Annotated in this window: 19 protein-coding genes and 2 other annotated features; of the genes, 8 read left to right on the top strand and 11 right to left on the bottom strand. The window is 37.4% G+C overall.

Translation table 11 applies throughout. From position 1 onward, the window contains the following. Positions 1-90: 90 nt before the first annotated feature. From ACVWY7_RS02365 to zapA, 4 genes are read right to left on the bottom strand one after another with little or no spacing between them, the layout of a single operon-like run. Positions 91-2,451, bottom strand: a complete 2,361-nt coding sequence (locus ACVWY7_RS02365; protein ID WP_105989306.1) for an endonuclease MutS2 — start codon at positions 2,449-2,451, stop codon at positions 91-93. A 19-nt stretch (positions 2,452-2,470) separates the two neighbouring features. Further along, entirely contained in the window at positions 2,471-4,189 is a 1,719-nt protein-coding gene (gene polX / locus ACVWY7_RS02370; protein WP_456523637.1) for a DNA polymerase/3'-5' exonuclease PolX, read from the bottom strand. Between the two features lie 55 nt (positions 4,190-4,244). Next, entirely contained in the window at positions 4,245-4,784 is a 540-nt protein-coding gene (locus ACVWY7_RS02375) for a CvpA family protein (RefSeq protein WP_000565407.1), read from the bottom strand. 1 nt (position 4,785) lies between these two features. Continuing rightward, entirely contained in the window at positions 4,786-5,055 is a 270-nt protein-coding gene (zapA, locus tag ACVWY7_RS02380) for a cell division protein ZapA (protein WP_000082701.1), read from the bottom strand. A 124-nt stretch (positions 5,056-5,179) separates the two neighbouring features. Here zapA and rnhC point away from each other — a divergent pair, with 124 nt between their 5' ends. The 3 genes from rnhC (at position 5,180) to ACVWY7_RS02395 (ending at position 6,749) form a co-directional block, all read left to right on the top strand. Further along, positions 5,180-6,115: a ribonuclease HIII gene (gene rnhC / locus ACVWY7_RS02385; RefSeq protein ID WP_073522077.1), complete on the top strand. Its 936-nt coding sequence runs from the start codon at positions 5,180-5,182 to the stop codon at positions 6,113-6,115. 116 nt (positions 6,116-6,231) lie between these two features. After that, on the top strand, positions 6,232-6,501 hold the full coding sequence (locus ACVWY7_RS02390) for a hypothetical protein (protein ID WP_456523638.1): 270 nt from the start codon (positions 6,232-6,234) through the stop codon (positions 6,499-6,501). Continuing rightward, the gene (locus ACVWY7_RS02395) at positions 6,498-6,749 is read left to right on the top strand and encodes a hypothetical protein (protein ID WP_456523639.1); all 252 of its coding nucleotides are present in this window, start codon (positions 6,498-6,500) and stop codon (positions 6,747-6,749) included. Before ACVWY7_RS02390 ends, ACVWY7_RS02395 begins: the two co-directional genes overlap by 4 nt. 40 nt (positions 6,750-6,789) lie before the next feature. On the opposite strand, the gene ACVWY7_RS02400 is transcribed toward ACVWY7_RS02395, so the two are convergent. The 5 genes from ACVWY7_RS02400 to ACVWY7_RS02420 all read right to left on the bottom strand — a co-directional run bounded on the left by ACVWY7_RS02400 (position 6,790) and on the right by ACVWY7_RS02420 (position 13,497). Beyond that, entirely contained in the window at positions 6,790-6,924 is a 135-nt protein-coding gene (locus ACVWY7_RS02400) for a YuzL family protein (protein WP_000039588.1), read from the bottom strand. Positions 6,925-7,015: 91 nt separating this feature from the next. Next, entirely contained in the window at positions 7,016-8,407 is a 1,392-nt protein-coding gene (gene asnS, locus ACVWY7_RS02405; protein WP_000432163.1) for an asparagine--tRNA ligase, read from the bottom strand. Between the two features lie 52 nt (positions 8,408-8,459). Further along, positions 8,460-8,711 (bottom strand) — a binding site (T-box leader). Between the two features lie 194 nt (positions 8,712-8,905). Beyond that, on the bottom strand, positions 8,906-11,326 hold the full coding sequence (gene pheT / locus ACVWY7_RS02410) for a phenylalanine--tRNA ligase subunit beta (RefSeq protein WP_000498204.1): 2,421 nt from the start codon (positions 11,324-11,326) through the stop codon (positions 8,906-8,908). Positions 11,327-11,344: 18 nt separating this feature from the next. Beyond that, positions 11,345-12,379 (bottom strand): phenylalanine--tRNA ligase subunit alpha, encoded by a 1,035-nt coding sequence (pheS, locus tag ACVWY7_RS02415; protein WP_000388219.1) that lies wholly within the window; start codon positions 12,377-12,379, stop codon positions 11,345-11,347. Between the two features lie 43 nt (positions 12,380-12,422). Continuing rightward, positions 12,423-12,651, bottom strand: a binding site (T-box leader). Between the two features lie 48 nt (positions 12,652-12,699). After that, positions 12,700-13,497, bottom strand: coding sequence for a TrmH family RNA methyltransferase (locus tag ACVWY7_RS02420; protein WP_033682110.1), 798 nt, complete (start codon positions 13,495-13,497; stop codon positions 12,700-12,702). Between the two features lie 82 nt (positions 13,498-13,579). On the opposite strand from ACVWY7_RS02420, the gene sspI reads away from it, so the two are divergent. The 5 genes from sspI (at position 13,580) to ACVWY7_RS02445 (ending at position 16,655) form a co-directional block, all read left to right on the top strand. Beyond that, positions 13,580-13,789, top strand: coding sequence for a small acid-soluble spore protein SspI (gene sspI, locus ACVWY7_RS02425; protein WP_000009513.1), 210 nt, complete (start codon positions 13,580-13,582; stop codon positions 13,787-13,789). A gap of 161 nt (positions 13,790-13,950) precedes the next feature. After that, positions 13,951-14,508, top strand: a complete 558-nt coding sequence (locus ACVWY7_RS02430; protein WP_000554799.1) for an HD domain-containing protein — start codon at positions 13,951-13,953, stop codon at positions 14,506-14,508. Between the two features lie 139 nt (positions 14,509-14,647). After that, positions 14,648-15,358 carry a CPBP family intramembrane glutamic endopeptidase gene (locus tag ACVWY7_RS02435; RefSeq protein WP_001190243.1) on the top strand — a complete coding sequence of 237 codons (711 nt, stop codon included), beginning with the start codon at positions 14,648-14,650 and terminating at the stop codon, positions 15,356-15,358. A 39-nt stretch (positions 15,359-15,397) separates the two neighbouring features. Further along, positions 15,398-16,105, top strand: coding sequence for a CPBP family intramembrane glutamic endopeptidase (locus tag ACVWY7_RS02440; RefSeq protein ID WP_001175961.1), 708 nt, complete (start codon positions 15,398-15,400; stop codon positions 16,103-16,105). A gap of 187 nt (positions 16,106-16,292) precedes the next feature. Further along, positions 16,293-16,655, top strand: a complete 363-nt coding sequence (locus ACVWY7_RS02445) for a hypothetical protein (protein ID WP_000479518.1) — start codon at positions 16,293-16,295, stop codon at positions 16,653-16,655. Positions 16,656-16,751: 96 nt separating this feature from the next. On the opposite strand, the gene ACVWY7_RS02450 is transcribed toward ACVWY7_RS02445, so the two are convergent. Together ACVWY7_RS02450 and ACVWY7_RS02455 are read right to left on the bottom strand one after the other, a co-directional pair. After that, positions 16,752-18,551 carry a DHA2 family efflux MFS transporter permease subunit gene (locus ACVWY7_RS02450; RefSeq protein ID WP_073522082.1) on the bottom strand — a complete coding sequence of 600 codons (1,800 nt, stop codon included), beginning with the start codon at positions 18,549-18,551 and terminating at the stop codon, positions 16,752-16,754. A gap of 12 nt (positions 18,552-18,563) precedes the next feature. Beyond that, positions 18,564-19,217: an HlyD family secretion protein gene (locus ACVWY7_RS02455; RefSeq protein ID WP_001071416.1), complete on the bottom strand. Its 654-nt coding sequence runs from the start codon at positions 19,215-19,217 to the stop codon at positions 18,564-18,566. Positions 19,218-19,270: the final 53 nt, after the last annotated feature.

A 19,270-nucleotide genomic window follows, 5' to 3' on the forward strand; every position in this document is an offset into this window, starting at 1 on the left:
AATCACCAAAAATATTCCACAACAAGCTAACAATACTTTTGCAAGTTTGTCCATAAACATATAATGGTTTCCCCTTTGTTTCGTTGTTTTCTATTTTAATTCGACAACTGTTACGCCTAGGCCTCCCTCGCCCATGTCACCGTAACGGAATGTTTTTACACCGCGGTGCTTCTTCAAGTAATCTTGAACACCTTGGCGAAGTGCTCCTGTTCCTTTACCGTGAATGATTGATACACGAGGATAGCTTGCAAGCTGGGCGTCGTCTAAATATTTCTCGACGCGCACCATTGCATTTTCAAATCTTTCACCACGAAGGTCAAGTTCTAATGAAACGTGGTAGTCTCTACCTTTTACTGTTGCAACTGCTTTTTTCTCTGTTTGCTTCGGCGTATTAATGTATTCCATGTTAGACTCTTTTACTTTCATCTTCAGAATACCGATTTGTACGCTCCACTCTGTATCACTTACTTTTTCAAGTAGTTGACCTTTTTGACCGAACGTTAATACTTTTACTTCATCACCTGCGCGTAACTGTTGTTTCGGCGCAGTATTTTTCACGTTTACTTTTTGTTTCTTCACAAGTTCTGGTGCTGCGCCTTCTAGACGGCTCTTCGCTTCAATTAACTCGTGATCTTTCACGTTTGCAAGCTGCGCTTTACGCAATTGACGAAGTTCTTGAATAATGCCTTCTGCTTCTTTCTTTGCAGCTTCGACTTTTTCTTCCCCTTCTTTTTGCGCTTTTAATAATCGTTCATCACGCTCTTCGTTAAATTCAATAATTTGACGTTGTAATTCACGATGCAGTTTTTCAGATTGCTTGCGAAGTGCTTCTGCTTCGTTCCAGTCACGCTCTGCATTCTTTTGACTTTCTTCTAACTTCGCAATCATATTTTCAATTTTGTTTGTATCTGTACTAATGTGATTGCGCGCTTGCTCAATGACGCGATCAGATAATCCAAGGCGTTTCGAAATTTCAAAGGCATTACTACGTCCTGGTACACCGATTAATAATTTATACGTCGGGCTTAGCGTGTTCACGTCGAACTCAACACTCGCATTAATAACTTGCTCACGATTATATCCGTATGCTTTTAATTCTGGGTAATGCGTCGTTGCAACAACGCGAGCACCGCGATTACATACTTCATCTAAAATTGAAATGGCAAGTGCAGCCCCTTCTTGCGGATCTGTTCCAGCACCTAATTCATCGAATAAAACTAAGCTTTCAAAATCAGCTTTTTCTAAAATATCAACAATGTTCACCATATGTGAGGAGAACGTACTTAAACTTTGTTCAATTGATTGCTCATCACCGATATCAGCAAATATATTTTTAAATACACAAATCTCTGACTCATCCATTACTGGAATGTGAAGACCAGATTGCGCCATTAATACACAAATACCAACTGTTTTCAGCGTAACTGTTTTACCACCTGTATTCGGTCCTGTAATAACAATTGTCGTGAAATCTTTCCCTAACATAATGTTATTTGGCACAATAATTTCTGGATCGATAAGCGGATGACGTGCTTGTTTTAAATCCATGTAACGCTCGTTATTTACGATTGGTTTTGTTGCTTTAATTCGCTTCGCATAGAAAGCTTTCGCAAAAATGAAGTCAAGATTTGCAACTACTTCTACGTTTGATAAAACGATATCGGCTTCTACTGCCACTTCTTCTGTTAACATCAATAAGATGCGTTCGATTTCTTGTTTTTCTTTCACACGTGCTTCTTGGAGCGCGTTATTTAATTCTACAATGACTTGCGGTTCAATAAATAACGTTTGTCCAGAAGCTGATTGATCATGAACAATACCGCCATATACGCCGCGGTATTCTTGTTTTACTGGGATTACGTAACGTTCATTACGAATCGTTACAATCGAGTCAGACAGCATCTTTTGCGCGTTTGAAGAACGCGTCATGTTTTCTAACTTTTCACGAATACGGCTTTCCGCAGTACGAATTTGAGTACGAATACCACGCAGTTTATCACTTGCGCTATCGACTACTTCACCGCCGTCACCGATGCAATTTGTAATTTTCTTTTCTAAATCATATAAAGATACAATTTGGGCGACATGAGTTTCTAAAATGGGAAGCTCGACACCATTATCAACCATATCTTCAATGAAACGTTTCATATTGCGACTACCATACATTGTATTCGCAATATCAAGTAGTTCATTCGGACTTAACATACTTCCAATCTTTGCACGCTTCACATTTGAGCGAATATCTGTAATACCACCTAATGGTGCACTACCTTTTAAACGAATGACTGTCGCTGCTTCATCCGTTGTATCTTGCATTTCTACAATTTCTTCAAAATCAGTGCTCGGTACTAAATGCTTCACTTTGTCACGGCCAAGTGAAGAGGCTGTATGTTCAAGTAATTGTTCTTTTACTTTATTGTATTCTAATACACGCAACGTTCTTTCTAACATGTTGCAGGTCCCCCTTGTGTTACTTATTACGTTTAATATAGTCTAATAAACGTTCAATATCCCACGTGTTAATCACGTTATCTTTTTGAATCCAACCTTTACGTGCTGCCGCTACGCCTGTTTCCATATCTTCTAACATTTCAAGTGTATGAGCATCCGTATTAATCGCTACTTTTACACCAGCATCTTGTGCCTGTTTTAATAATTTTGCGCTTAAATCTAGGCGGTTTGGATTCGCATTTAATTCTAAAACTGTATTTGTTTCTTTTGCGAGTTCAATTAATAAATCTGTATCTACATCATAACCCTCACGGCGCCCAAGAAGACGTCCTGTCGGATGAGCAATCATTGTGACATGCTTATTCTCTAATGCAGCGCGAAGACGCTTCATAATCGTTTCACGGTCTTGTGAGAAGCTAGAGTGAATCGCTCCAATGACATAATCTAATTCTGCTAATACTTCATCATCAAAATCAAGCGAGGCATCTGGTAAAATGTCCATTTCAATCCCGCGTAAAATTGTAATGTCTGGATACTTTTCGTTCATACGTTCAATTTCTTTCGCTTGTTCACGAAGGCGCTCTTTCGTTAAACCGTTCGCTACTTTCAAGTATTGTGAGTGATCCGTAATTGCCATAAACTTATATCCACGAGCACGGCACGCTTGTACCATCTCTTCAATAGAAAAAGCACCATCACTCCATGTTGTATGCATATGTAAATCACCTTGTATATCAGAGAACTGAATTAAGTTTGGATACTCTTTAATTAATTCAATTTCTTTTCCATCTTCACGAACTTCTGGCGGGATAAATGGAAGACCGAAATGAGCAAAGAATTCTTCTTCCGTCTCGAACGTTTTCACTTCACCTGTTTCCAAGTTCTCTACACCGTACTCACTAATTTTCTCGCCTTTATCTTTTGCGATTTGACGCATTTTTACGTTGTGGTCTTTTGATCCTGTGAAATGGTGAAGAGTTGTAATAAACTCTTCTGGTTTTACTAAGCGGAAATCAATCGAAATATCATATTCATATTGAAGACGAACAGAAACTTTCGTATCCCCACTCGCGATTACTTCAATCATATTATCAAATTGTAGTAAATGCTCACGTACTGCAGCTGGTTCTGTCGTTGCAATAATAAAATCTAAATCTTTCACTGTTTCACGAACACGGCGCAAACTACCAGCTCGAGAGAAACGAATTACCTCAGCAATATTCGACAATTTCTCCTCTATTTCCCTGGCAATAGGCAATACCATTGCGATTGGTAAACGCTCCGGACGAGATCCTACTTGATCGATTGCTTCTAATATTTTCTCTTCTGTTTTTTTGCCGAAACCAGCTAAAGCTTGTACTTTATTTTCCTCACAAACCGCTTTTAGCGACTCCATATCAACAACACCAAGTTCTTTATATAACTTAGCTACCTTTTTACCACCTAGGCCTGGCAATTTTAATAACGGTAATAAGCTACTTGGAACCTCTTTTTCAAGCTCTTGTAACACTTCAGATGTTCCCGATTCTATATATTCTTGAATAACTGCTGCTGTTCCTTTTCCAATGCCCGGAATCTTCGTAAAATCTTCAATCTCAGAAAGACTACGATCATCACTTTCTAGCGCTGCTGCCGCTTTACGAAATGCAGATATTTTAAATGGATTCGCGCCCTTTAGTTCCATAAACAGGCCGATTGTCTCTAATAATTTAATCACTTGTTTTTTATTTACTTTCATCATTGTCCCGCCTTTCTTTCATAGAAAAAAACTTCTCTTTCCGAAAAAAGAGAAGTTATACTCTGCTACCTGTCTGCCATAGTTCCTTCACCTTTTCAGAGAGAATCGGTGTATCGTCTACAATTATTTTGCTAATTGATGATTTTTGTAATGGTGTTTGTAGTTGTTCAATCGGAAGAATGTTTCCAATGATAATTAAAACAAACAAAATAATATATACTTCTAAAAATCCGAGGATTGCCCCCGCGAACGCATTTACTTGCTTTAAAACCGGTATTTCTGCAAACATATTTAACAAATTACCAAGTAATGAAAGTGCAATTTTTGTAATAATAAACAATATGATAAACGCAAGCGCTTGATAAAATACTGTCTCAATATTATTTGCATCAATCCATTCTGGAACAGATACGTTTTTATCAAATGGATACGGAATAAATTTCGCAAGTGCTGGCGCTAAATCTTTACAGTACCAGTATGCAACAAGGTATGCGATAATAAAGCTTGTTAACTTTACAAGTTGCAAAATAAACCCTCTGCGTAAGCCGAGGAAAAATCCCATAACAAGCAGTAAAATGATAATAATATCAATCATGTTATTCCATTCCTTTTTTTGTCATACTTTCTTTCAATTTCTCATGTTCTTCTTTTAATTTTATGTAATCGTGTATGACGTTTACCGCCGTCAATACCGCTAGTCTACTCGTGTCAAGCGAAGGATTCTTGGCATTGAGTTCGCGCATTTTATCATCCACAATCGCTGCTACCATGCGGATATGACTTGTACTTTCATCGCCAACAACTGAATATTGCTGACCATAGATTTCTACATTAATTCGACTTTTCTTTCCCTTTTGTTGTGACAACTCACCGGCCTCCAATCACGTACAGAATCCTAAAGTTTATCATACCATGAACCTTCATAATATGGAAACAGAAAGAACAATCCGATATGATAAAAATAACAATATAAAAAAAGGGGCGACCATTATGTCAAATTCTATCGTAATTCAAACAAGTTCTACAGTAATTGAAGACATGAAACAACAATATAAACATTCACTTAGCCCGAAAACTCCGCAAGGCGGGATCTTCATGGCAAAGGTGCCCTCTTGCACGATTACAGCTTATAAATCAGGAAAAGTAATGTTCCAAGGAGGCCGAGCTGAAGCAGAAGCTTCTCGTTGGCAATCTGTCTCTCAAACACCGAAAACAACTGTAAAAAAATCTGTCGATTCACACCGTTATGCACCGCCTGCTTCCATCGGTACAATGTCTATCGTAGGATCAGATGAAGTTGGTACTGGTGATTTCTTCGGACCGATGACAGTAGTTGCTGTATATGTGGATGCGAAGCAAATTCCACTACTAAAAGAACTTGGTGTAAAAGACTCTAAAAACTTAAATGACGATCAAATTACTGCCATTGCGAAACAACTTCTACACGTTGTTCCTTATAGCTCTCTTGTCCTTCATAACGAAAAATATAACGAGCTATTCGATAAAGGAAACAACCAAGGTAAACTAAAAGCTTTGCTACATAATAAAGCTATTACAAACTTATTAACTAAAATTGCGCCTACAAAACCTGAAGGCGTCTTAATCGACCAATTCACACAGCCTGATACATACTACAAATATTTAGCAAAACAAAAACAGGTACAGCGTGAAAATGTTTATTTCGCGACAAAAGGAGAAAGCGTCCATTTAGCTGTTGCCGCCGCCTCCATTTTAGCCCGTTACTCATTCGTAAAACAATTTAACGAACTAAGCAAAAAAGCTGGTATGCCGCTTCCAAAAGGTGCAGGTAAACAAGTTGATATCGCCGCCGCTAAATTAATTCAAAAGCTTGGTAAAGAACGATTACCTGAGTTTGTGAAACTTCATTTTGCTAATACGGAAAAGGCGTTTCGCTTACTAAAATAGTATCGACAAAAACAGGAGCCTACAAACTCCTGTTTTTTGTTTTATCCTACTATTGTCCTTATAGTTTTGTTACAATTACAATATACAGATTATTCTAACATAGGAGGAGATTCCCATTGCTACTTCTACAAATGATTCTAAATATTTTACTAGGCAATCCACACGAAAGACAGTTTGAAATTAGAGAAAACATTCAGCTACTAAGTGAACAACCAGCATTCAACGATTTAATAGAGCGTTATGGCCGATCTTTCTTATTAAACTTTCGGATTCGAAGATTTATCGGGAAACACGATGCCCGCTTGTTAATACATAATCCAGCAAAACTACAACACTTCTGTGAGGAACTTGAATGTATGATTAGAAAAAGGAGGGTTTTCATATGAACGCTGTAAAAGTTAAAAAGATATTATATGTTTTCGTACACCTCGTAGGCCCACTTTCTTATCTCACTATTTCTACCATTTGGGGAGCTTTTTTCACTACTAAATCTACATTTGAAAATATATCTGATAATCTTGGCGTTATGGCCATCTATTACGTGTTCATGAGTTTACTGTGGTTTTTCTATTTCGATCGATTAGACAAAGATGTAGATAACATTACAAAAGAAATTAACGATAAGAAGATGTAAAGCATAAAAAGGAGAGTCGTCAAAACTCTCCTTTTTTATGCTAGCTTCGTTTCTGCTTCTTATTTGATGAAGGTACTTTATGGGAACCTGTTTCATGTGTCGTCGTTCCTTGTCCTTCTACTTCTGGAGAACCTAGGCCCGATCTTGAATGATCTTTTTTTACTTTTTTACTCATTTATATTCACCCCTTCGCGTTACTTTTTGCCACGAGGTAGTAAACTATGCAAAATAAAAAAGCGAGAGGAAACCTCTCGCTTTTTCACATTTTAGAATTCAGAAGAACCTGGAGTTCTTGGGAATGGAATTACGTCACGGATGTTAGCCATGCCAGTGATGTACATTAGGAAGCGCTCGAAACCTAGACCGAATCCAGCGTGTTTTGTACCGCCATATTTTCTAAGTTCTAAGTACCACCAGTAGTCCTCTTCATTCATGCCTAATTCTTTAATTCTGTCTACTAAAACGTCCATTCTTTCTTCACGTTGGCTTCCGCCGATTAATTCGCCGATGCCAGGAACTAGAAGGTCAGTAGCAGCTACTGTTTTACCGTCGTCATTTAAGCGCATGTAGAATGCTTTAATGTCTTTCGGATAGTCAGTTACGAATACAGGGCGTTTGAAGATTTCTTCTGATAAGTATCTTTCATGCTCTGTTTGTAAGTCAATACCCCATTCTACTGGGTATTTGAAGTCAGCACCTGATTCTTGAAGTACTTTAATTGCTTCTGTATAAGTGATGCGACCGAAGTCCGAGTTAATTACGTTGTTCATGCGCTCTAGAACTGTTTTATCAACGAAGCTGTTGAAGAATTCCATTTCTTCTGGTGCATGCTCTAATACGTATTTCATTGCATATTTCAGCATATCTTCTGTAAGGTTCATTACGTCACCTAGTTCAGCGAATGCAATCTCAGGCTCAACCATCCAGAACTCAGCAGCATGACGAGTTGTGTTTGAGTTTTCTGCACGGAATGTAGGTCCGAATGTGTATACATCACGGAATGCTAATGCATAAGCTTCAGCGTTCAGCTGTCCACTTACTGTTAAGTTTGTTTCTTTGCCGAAGAAGTCTTTTGATTCATCAACTTGTCCGTCTTCGCCTTTTGGTACGTTGTTTAAATCTTGCGTTGTTACGCGGAACATTTCGCCCGCACCTTCTGTATCACTACCAGTGATGATAGGTGTGTGAACATGTACGAATCCACGCTCTTGGAAGAATTGGTGAATCGCAAATGCTGCGATAGAACGTACGCGGAACGTTGCAGAGAATGCATTTGTTCTTGGACGTAAGTGAGCGATTGTACGTAAGTATTCAAACGTATGACGTTTCTTTTGAAGTGGGTAATCAGAATCTGATAAGCCCTCGATATCAATTTTTTCTGCTTTAATTTCAAATGGTTGCTTCGCTCCAGGCGTTGCAATTACTTTACCTTCTACTTTAACTGAAGAGCTAAGTGGAAGTTTTGCAATTTCTTTGAAGTTATCTAATTCTGTATCGAAAACGATTTGAACGCTTTTGAAGAAGCTACCGTCGTTTAATTCGATGAAACCAAATGCTTTTGAATCACGTAAATTACGAATCCACCCTGATACTTGTACTGTTTGACCTGCGTATTTATCTGTATCTCTATACAGACTTTTTACTAATGTGTTTTCCATAGTGAAATTCTCCTTTGCTGATATATTTAAATACAAAAAAACCTTTCATCCATAAAGGGACGAAAGGTTAAACTTCGCGGTACCACCCAATTTGTCATAAAGACCAACTTTAACTCGTATGTAATACATACTTCCCGGTTTGTAACAGGCCGGATTCCCGTCTAAGTCTACTCTTGAATACAAGATTCAATTTCGGTTAGCAACTCCAAGGTGTTCTTCACATATACCGCCTCATCAGGCTCTCACCGTCCCTGACTCGCTTTGGATTATAGTATATACTACTTTTCCTTATCATCGTCTTTCATTTTGTTAAACTAAAATTAATGTACTACATTCGTGAGAAAGATGCAAGGTGCCAGAAAATATATCAGCGATTTTTATAATATATCGATCGTAACTCCAAATATATCGGCGATTTTTGTAATATATCGACTTACCGACATTTTCCGACAACCAATCCACTAAAAAAATTGCCGGAATAAATCCGGCAATTTCTTATTACTTACGTAACTCCGCACCAAATTTCTCTTCTACCGCTGTTAACACGCGGTTATGTGCTTCTGTTACTTCTTCATCTGTTAACGTACGCTCTGGATCGAAGTAGTTCATAGAGAATGCAAGTGATTTCTTGCCTTCTTCCATTTTTTCACCTTCGTATAAGTCAAATAGCGTTACGTCTTTCAGCAGTTCTCCGCCAGCTTCAGCAATAACTTGCTTCATTTCGCCAGCTTTTGTTTCTTTCGTTACGACAACAGCCATATCACGTGTCATAGATGGGAAACGTGGAATTGCTGAGTAGTAAGTTTCTTCTGCGTCTGTACCGAATACTTTTACAAGAGATAGTTCGAATACGAATGTATTTTTCACATCTAATTGTTTTTCTGCTTCTGGGTGCAATTGACCGATGAAACCAATTACTTCGCCATCTAATACGATATCAGCTGTACGACCTGGGTGCATACCTTCACGTTTTGCTGGTGCATATGTGATTTGGTTTGAAACGCCAAGCACGTCAAATAGTCCTTCTAGTACACCTTTCACAACGAAGAAGTCTACTACTTTTTTCTCACCTTGCCATGCATGGTGAAGAGCAAGACCTGTCATAACACCTGCAAGATGTTGTTCTTCTTTCGGAAGTTCTCCTGCTTCTGTCGGTAAGAAGATAGAACCTACTTCGTATAAAGCAACGCTGTCGTTTTTACGAGCGACATTGTATGAAACTGCTTCTAGTAGTTGCGGTACTAAGCTTAAACGAAGTTGGCTGCGTTCTTCACTCATTGGAAGTGCAAGGTTTACAGGCGCTTTTTCATTTGGCTCAACCATATATTGTTTCGCTTTATCAGCGCTTGTTAATGAATATGTGATCGCTTCATATAAACCAGCACCCTCTAGGAAGCGACGTACTTTACGACGTTTCGTTTGTGCTGCTGTTAATTTACCACGAGTCATCGTTCCAGAAGGTAATGTAACTGGAATGTGGTCATAACCGTATAGACGGCCCACTTCTTCTACTAAGTCTTCTGAAATTGTAATGTCAGGACGGCGTGCTGGTACATTCACGTGGAATGTTCCTTCTACTTCTGTAAATGGGAATTTCAAGTTTGTGAACATTGTACCCATTTCACTTGCAGAAATATTTGTACCTAATACACGGTTTACTTTTTCAGCAGTAACAGATACTGTACGCTCTTGTACTTGTAAGTTATCAGCTTCTACTACACCTTCAAGTGCTTCACCGCCAGCATATTTCGCCATTAAAGCAGCTGCGTGTTGAATTGCTTCGAAAGTACGCGTTGGATCGATTCCTTTTTCGAAACGTGCACTTGATTCACTGCGAAGACCTAAGTCTTTTGATGTACGGCGCACAGTTTGACCTGCAAAGTATGCAGACTCAATTAGAACGTTTACTGTCTCATTTGTAACTTCTGAATCCGCTCCGCCCATTACACCAGCAACAGCTAACGCTTTTGTGCCGTTTGTAATAACAAGGTGGTGGCTTTGTAACGTACGTTCTTGATCATCTAACGTTTCAATTTTTTCGCCTTCTTTTGCAAGACGAACAACGATTTCTTTTGAACCTAATTTATCGTAATCAAATGCATGTAACGGTTGACCGTATTCCATTAAAATGTAGTTTGTAATATCAACTACGTTGCTAATCGGACGAATGCCAGCTGCCATTAGGCGAGTTTGCATCCACATTGGTGATGGACCAATTTTTACGTTCTTCACCATTTTTGCAATGTATAATGGGTTTTCTTCTTTCGCTTCTACACTTACAGAAATGTAATCAGAAGTTTTTTCTGCTGTTTCTTGTAAGTCGATAGCTGGAAGTTTTACTTCGCGGCCGTAAATAGCAGCTACTTCATATGCAACACCTAACATATTTAAGCAATCTGCACGGTTTGGTGTTAAACCAAGCTCAAGTACTTCATCATGTAAGTTTAAAATTTCAAGTGCATCCGCACCAACTTCAGCGTCACTTGGGAAGATGAAGATACCATCTGCGTATTCTTTTGAAACTAACTTTCCATCAATACCAAGCTCTTGAAGAGCACAAACCATACCGTGAGAAGCTTCACCACGTAGTTTTGCTTTTTTAATTTTGAAGTTGCCAGGAAGTACAGCACCAACTTTTGCAACTGGTACTTTTAAACCTTTTGCAATGTTAGCAGCACCACAAATAATCTGAACTGGCTCTTCTTCACCGATATCGATTAAGCATTTGCTTAATTTATCAGCTTCTGGGTGTTTTTCACATTCTAATACGCGACCAACTACAACACCTTTTACACCTTTATTTAATACTTCAACACCTTCTACTTCAATACCACTCTTCGTGATTTTGTCTGCTAGTTCTTGTGCTGTTACATCTTTAATATCTACATACTCTTGTAACCAACGATATGATACGAACATACTTATCCTCTCCTTCCCTTACGCTCGTTTGAATTGTTGTAAGAAACGTACATCATTTGTATAGAAATGACGAATGTCATCTACGCCGTATTTCAACATTGCGATACGCTCTGCGCCCATACCGAATGCGAAACCTTGATATTCTTTTGAATCATAACCAGCCATTTCAAGTACGTTCGGGTGAACCATACCTGCGCCTAAAATTTCAATCCAACCAGTTCCTTTACAAGTGCCGCAACCTTTACCGTGACACATCATACAAGAAATATCCATCTCTACAGATGGCTCTGTGAATGGGAAGAAACTTGGACGAAGACGGATTTCACGATCTTCACCGAACATCTTTTTCACGAATACTTGCAGTGTACCTTTTAAGTCACTCATGCGAATGTTTTTATCGATTACAAGACCTTCAATTTGCATAAACTGGTGTGAATGCGTCGCATCATCGTCATCGCGGCGATACACTTTACCAGGACAAATAATTTTAATTGGGCCTTTTTCTTTATTATTTTCCATCGTACGTGCTTGCACAGAAGATGTATGTGTACGTAGTAACGTTTCTTCTGTAATGTAGAATGTATCTTGCATATCACGTGCTGGGTGATCTTTCGGTAAGTTTAATGCTTCGAAGTTGTAGTAGTCTTTTTCTACTTCTGTTCCTTCAGCTACTTCATAACCCATACCGATGAATACATCTTCAATTTGTTCAACAACAGCTGTTAACGGATGGTGACAACCTGTTTCAACAGGACGACCTGGCAATGTAACATCAATTGTTTCAGTAGCTAATTTCGCTTCAATTACCGCTTTTTCTAAGTTACTGATTTTGTCATCTAGACGCGTTTGAATCGCTTCACGTACTTCATTTACTAATGCTCCCATACGTGGACGCTCTTCTGCTGATAATTTTCCCATGCCGCGTAATACTTCTGTAATTGGACCTTTTTTTCCTAAATACGCTACGCGTACGTCGTTTAAGCCTTTTAGCTCTTTCGCTTCTTCAATAAGCTCTAACGCTTTTTGCTTTAGCTCTTTTAAACGTGCTTCCATTTGGAACCCTCCTAATTTTAAAAATAAAAAAACCTCGCTCCCAAAAAGGGACGAGGTAAATTCGCGGTACCACCCTAAATTGACAGAACATGTCTGCCCACTCATTAGTTATAACGATCAATTCTGACCGGAACGCCTTTACACATACATGGTCCTGGCGTCAACTCCAGAGGTGAATTCACTTCCGTCTACCATAAGAATGCTTTCAGTCTACGGCATTCTCTCCCTATATGGCGATTTTGTAAGCTACTCTTCTCTATCAACGTTTTTCGTTATTTAACTTTTAATATAATGTACTTCAACTTATTATAAGAAGTTTTTTATTTGTTCGCAACCGGGCTTTGCAAATAATACGTTAAAATCCCTGCTGCAACTGCAACATTTAATGATTCTGCCCCGCCGTAAATCGGAATATACAAGTTTTGATCTGTTTTTGCAAGAATTTCTTGGCGTACGCCGTTTCCTTCATTTCCTACAATTAATGCAAAACTTCCTGCTGGTGTTACTTCACCGTAAGGAACTCCATTTTCAAGAGCTGTTCCATATACAGGAACGTTATTTTCTTTTAGTTTGTCTACCCATTCTTCTAAGTTTCCTTTTACAACTGGTAAGTGGAAAATAGAACCTTGTGTAGAGCGGAGTACTTTACTATTATATGCATCAACACAACCTTCTCCAAGCACAACGGCATGAATACCAGCTGCATCAGCTGTACGAATAATTGTCCCTAAGTTACCTGGGTCTTGCAGGCCATCTAATAAAAGAAACTTCCCATCAGCAAGAGCTACTTCCTTCTCATGCTTTTCACAAACAGCAAATACACCTTGTGTCGTTTCTGTTTCACGAAGTACTTTTACAATTGCTTCCGGTACGATATACATTTCTACATCATTAACTGTCCAATCTTTCGGAAGGTCTGTCTGATCTGAAACGATAAGTTCTGTTACAACTCCTGCTTTTAAAGCTTCCTCCACTAAATGGAATCCTTCTACAAAAAATAAGCCTTTTTTATCGCGTTCTTTTTTCGTTTGCAGCTTTTTCCACTGCTTCACACGCGGATTTTGTACTGAATCAATGTTTTTCATAATATGTATTTCCCTCTCTTCTTGTCTTATCATTATAGCCTATTTTTCATACATATTTACATAAAAAAGAACAAAAACTAACGTCAGTTTCAATTCTGAAGAAGAGGTGAAAACAATGAGTTTTAATTTACGCGGTGCTGTATTAGCAAATGTATCTGGTAATACACAAGATCAATTACAAGAAACAATTGTCGATGCAATTCAAAGCGGTGAAGAAAAAATGCTTCCAGGTCTTGGTGTTTTATTTGAAGTCATTTGGAAAAATGCTGATGAAAATGAAAAGCACGAAATGTTAGAAACACTAGAGCAAGGATTAAAAAAATAAGCAATTTAAAAATCACCTTTGCATAAGCTAAGGTGATTTTTTTCTTCTCCTAAACATTTCTACTTTACTAACGCTACTCGATGGAGTACAATGTTCAAAATACATTTAAACCGATCGATTTTTCTTCATATACACCATTAGATAAAAGGAGTGAATGTTTTATGCACCGTATTACGCTTGAACAAATTTTTAAACACCACATTACACAAAAATACGTAAATCGTTCTGGGATGGTCCACGCGATCGCTGTCGCTTACCATGCGTTTCACTTAGCTAAAAAGCATCACGCCTCAGTCGATGCTGCGACAAAAGCTGGTTTCCTTCATGATATCGGACATCATACGTGGTACACAGGCGGCGAATGGGACTATGAATTATATAAAAAGAATGATATACACGCAATTAAAGGAGCAGAAAGAGCTCATAAATTGCTTATTAGATTAGGAGAGCATCCTAAACTAGCAAAAGAAATTTCTATCGCAATTCTTCTTCATACAGATTCTTTCTTAGTACAGCAAGAAATCGAAAGAACATCTCTGCAAAACATTATTAAATGGGCAGACGAAGCAGATGAAGAACCGGGCGGAGCGCATCATTATCGAACAATTTCTTATGAAAAAGCACTAAAAGCAATTCAACAGTTAGACCGATTGGTAGAGCGTGAATTACAAATAGGGCAATCAAAATCGAATAACAAAGCAGAACATAGCTATCAATAAGAAAGAGGCATCACTATAGGGTGATACCTCTTTTATTATTTTATGGAAAATGAACCTTTATATGTAATATTTAAATGTTACATTCAAAAAACAAATACTTTATAATTAAATATACAAATATAAAGAGGTGATTTTACATATGCAATCTGCTACACAACTTTCTAATGAACAGAAATACTCTATGTCATGGGGACAATTTATTAGCTCCGTTTTATTCGCTTTTTTCGGAACTGGACTTATTACTGTGTTCCTCGCAATGCCATTAACAATTTATACAGCAGGTCTTACAGATAAAAAACAAATTGCCCTGTATGAATCTATTGTAAATACCGCAAGTATCGTATTACAACTAGCCTTGTTGTTATTCTTCATTTTCAAATTCGAACCCGCAAAAAAATTACTAATAAAATCTTTTAACTTTACAGCACTTAAAGAATGGCGCACATATGTATACTTACTCCTGTTCTTCATGATAAATATCGTACTCAATTACATACTGTTAAATTATGTGTTCCAAGACGCAACGAAGCAGCAATCTTCTGCACTAAACTTAGATGTCTTTAAGCAGTATCAAATATTATTACTTCTCGGCTTCGCCATACTCACACCCATTTTTGAAGAGCTTATTTTCCGTGGTTTTATACTTCGCTTCTTCTCAGAACGCTTTCCATTTTGGATTGCAGCGATCTTAACAAGCTTCTTCTTCGGTATCGCTCATACATACTCATTTGGAGTCATGGTCATTACTTTCTTCATGGGATTATTAATGGCGATTTTATGTAAAAAAACAAAGTCTATTATTCCAGCTATGTTATTTCATATAATAAATAATACCTTATCTTTCTTATAAGCTAGCCCTTTAACCTATATAATAAAAAGGAGGATTCTTTTGCAATTACACACAAATTTAGATTACCGTACTAACACATCATGGTTACAATTCATTGGAGTTTTATTCTTTCTTTTACTATGCCTCCCAATAATAATTGGGATTTTTCTAGCATTGCCTTTTTGGTTATACGAACAAGCTAATCCAAATACAAATAAACTTTTACTCGAGTCTATAAGCAATAGTAGTTATGACTTAGTATCCTTACTATTATTAATCTTATATATTATGAAATACAAACCAATGAGAGCACTAGTATTACCTGCTATTAATTTTCAAGTTTTAAAATCTTTTCGAATGTACATATATGTTCTCATTTATTATGCAATTAGCCTTTTTGTAGATATGTTTATATTAGATGAATTATTTCCTTTAGCCGTACAAGAACAATCTGATGCATTAGAACTTTCAACACTAGAGCACTATCCTCTCCTCCTAATTCTATCTGGCGGAGTTTTTGCACCTATTTTTGAAGAACTTATATGCAGAGGGATTTTCCTTCGTTTTTTTGAAGAAAAGTTTACTTTTTGGCCAGCTGTAATTCTCTCCAGTTTACTTTTCGGTATTGCTCATACGTATTCTTTAGGAATTATGGTTAGTGCATTTGTAACTGGAATTTTCGCTTGTTTATTGTATAAACAAACGAAATCCATTGTTCCAGCTATACTATTACATATTTTGACCAATGTAATTGCTTTTTTACCTTAAGAGAGAGAGGTATCACAATGCCTCTCTTTACTCTTTTATAAAAACTTCAAACTCTTCTTCCGTTAGCACTTTTCGATAGCTTATAGCATTACTTCTCATTTCTATCAATTTATACATATTTATTAATAATGTCCAAAATAAACTTCATGTAGTAAAATATAACTCATTACATAAAAGGAGATTGTATATGTTTTTACTTTGGGTTATTTATATGCCACTTCTTGTTTTATGCGGATTTTTCGGTGGTATCTTTTTAATTATTACTAGCATTAAACATCGGAAATTACTTATTGGTTTAATAGGGCTACTTAGCTTCTCCTTTGTCACGCTACCTTTTGTTTTTTGGGGTATGGGGGTGAATAGCGATACAATCCTCCCTATTTCAACTACTTTATATTGGATACTGTTTTCTTTAACTGGATTATTGGCAGGATTAAGTGGATTACAAGCAAAAATTAAAAGTATACGTAATATGGGATTCATTATTTTTATCGTTGGTATATTAGGGGTTATCTTCTGGGTACTTATGTCTGTAGGTGATTCATTCTAAATATAATATGTTATCAGAGGTAATACAGAAGTGTTTGGAATATTAACTTGGATGATTTTATCTCTTACAATGGTTAAAAGTAAAAAAGCAGGGAAATTAATTCCCTGCTTTTCTATTTGTTTTATTGCCTGATGGTAAGAAGAACGATAACACCCAAGCAATCCCTGCGAGTATCGTCGCAATTAAGAAAGCATCGTTAATACCGTTAATTGCAGATAACTTCGAAATTTGTCCAAATAATAGCTGCGTGCTCATCGCATCTCCTGCTTGCGCTGAGCCAGCTAAGGCGGCTAAGCTTTGCCCCATGCCATGCACTTTATCAACTAAAATCGGATTTGACGTTGTTAACATGTTTCCATAATCTGCTACGTGAGCAGTCGTTTGTTGCGTCATAAGCGTGATTAATATCGCTGTTCCAATTGAACCAGCTACTTGTCTTGACGTATTTTGCGTTGCTGTACCGTGAGAAATTAATTTCATCGGTAGCGCGTTCATACCAGCTGTCATAATTGGCATCATAATGAATGACATACCAATTGAACGTATAATATAATCCGTCATAATAACGCTATACGGTGTATCCATCGATAATTTTGTAAATTCATATGTCGCATACGTCGTAATTGCCAATCCAATTATAGCTAATGGACGAATGCCATATTTATCGAATAATTTACCCGCTACTGGTCCCATGATCCCCATAATTAATGATCCTGGAAGAAGTAGTAAACCAGATTCAATTGGCGTGAAGCCACGAATGTTTTGCAGATATACCGGAAGCAATAACATACCTCCGAATAATGCCATCGTAACGATTGCGTTAATTACTAAAGTAAAAGTAAATACTGGATATTTAAACACTTGTAAATCAAGCATTTTATTGTCCGTTGTTAACTCTCTCCAAATAAATAACGCTAAACCAATTACACCGATCACAAGTGAAATAATGACTTCTGCACTAGTCCAACTATTGTTTCCAGCCTCACTAAATCCATACAATAAGCTTCCTAGTCCAATACTTGAACTAACCACACCGAATATATCTAATTTCGTGTTAGACACTGGCTGAGCTAGTGTAAAGAATTTTAAAGATAGGAACGTAATAATTAAACCAATAATAAACATCGCATAGAACATTAAGTTCCAGCTATAGTTTTCAATCACCCAACCTGTTACAGTTGGTCCGATAGCTGGAGCTAAAATCATCGCTACACCTAATAATCCCATCGCTGCTCCGCGTTTATGAGGCGGGAACAACGTCATGAAGATATTCATACCAACCGGCATTAAAATACCCGCACCAACCGCTTGAATTACGCGGCCTGTCATCATCATTGTAAAGTTTCCTGAAGTAGCACAAATGATAGATCCTACCGTGAAGAATAACATTGCTGCTACGAATAATTTACGATACGTAAACCGTGAAACTAAAAAGGCACTAATCGGTACTAAAATACCATTTACAAGCATGAAACCTGTAATTAACCATTGTGCTGTTGAAGTTGATACGTTAAATTCATTCATTAACGGAGGTAATGCAACGTTAATGATTGTTTGGTTTAAAATAGAAACGAACATGCCGAGAATTAATACAGCTACAACTGCTTTTACGTTCACGTTCTCTGCAGGCGTAGACATTTGTTTTTTCGGCACTTCTTTTTCTTGTTTTACTTCTTCTTGCTTTCCTGTTTCTAACTCAACTACATTAGAAATTTCCGATTGTTGCTTTCGTTCAATGTCTTTCTCATCTGTTTCAACTTTACTTACTTCTATTTTACTTACGGCTGGGACTTGTTCTTCTCCTATTTTCGTTTTTTTCTTTCGTAAAAGACGATTTACAAGGAAGAAGACGATTATACAAAATAGTGCATATCCTGCAATTACAATTGAGGACATCTCATCTCCCCCTTACTTATGAATACGAACTGTCACATTCATGCCAGGAACAATATTTACTGATTTGCTATGATCTAAAGAAATTTTAACTGGTACTACTTGTGTTACTTTCGTATAGTTCGCTGTTGCGTTGCTTGATGGTAACATAGAGAATGTGTTCGCTGTTGTTAAGCCCACTTGCTCTACTTTTCCTGATAACGTTGTATCTGGGTATGCATCTACATACACATCTACGTCTTGACCTTTTTGTACATCGTCAACATCTGTTTCTTCAATGTTTGCTGTTACCCATAAATTGTTCATATCAAATGCATAAGCAATCGGGCTACCTGCTCCAACGAAAGCATTTGTTGTTGCGTTTGATTGTACAACTGTTGCATTTTGTGGAATTGTTACATCTACTGTTTGTTCTCCATTCGCTGCTGCTACAGTGACAGCACCTAATTTATCATTCTCATTGTAGTTCTTACCTACTTCAGCTTTCCAGTCAGTTAATTTACCTGCTACTGGTGATGCAATCGGAATTACCTTTCCATCAATTTTTGCATTGTCTGTTTTTAAGTAATTTTCCGTTTGGTTGTAATAGTAATAACCGCCAATACCGCCGCCAACTAGTACAATTAATGTGATAATGTTAATAATCACCATTCTTCGAAACTGATTCATTGCATTCCTCTCCTTATATCGCATATAATTTTTTTCTAAACTATTTACGTCCT

It is taken from the genome of Bacillus sp. TE9106W, assembly GCF_054062215.1.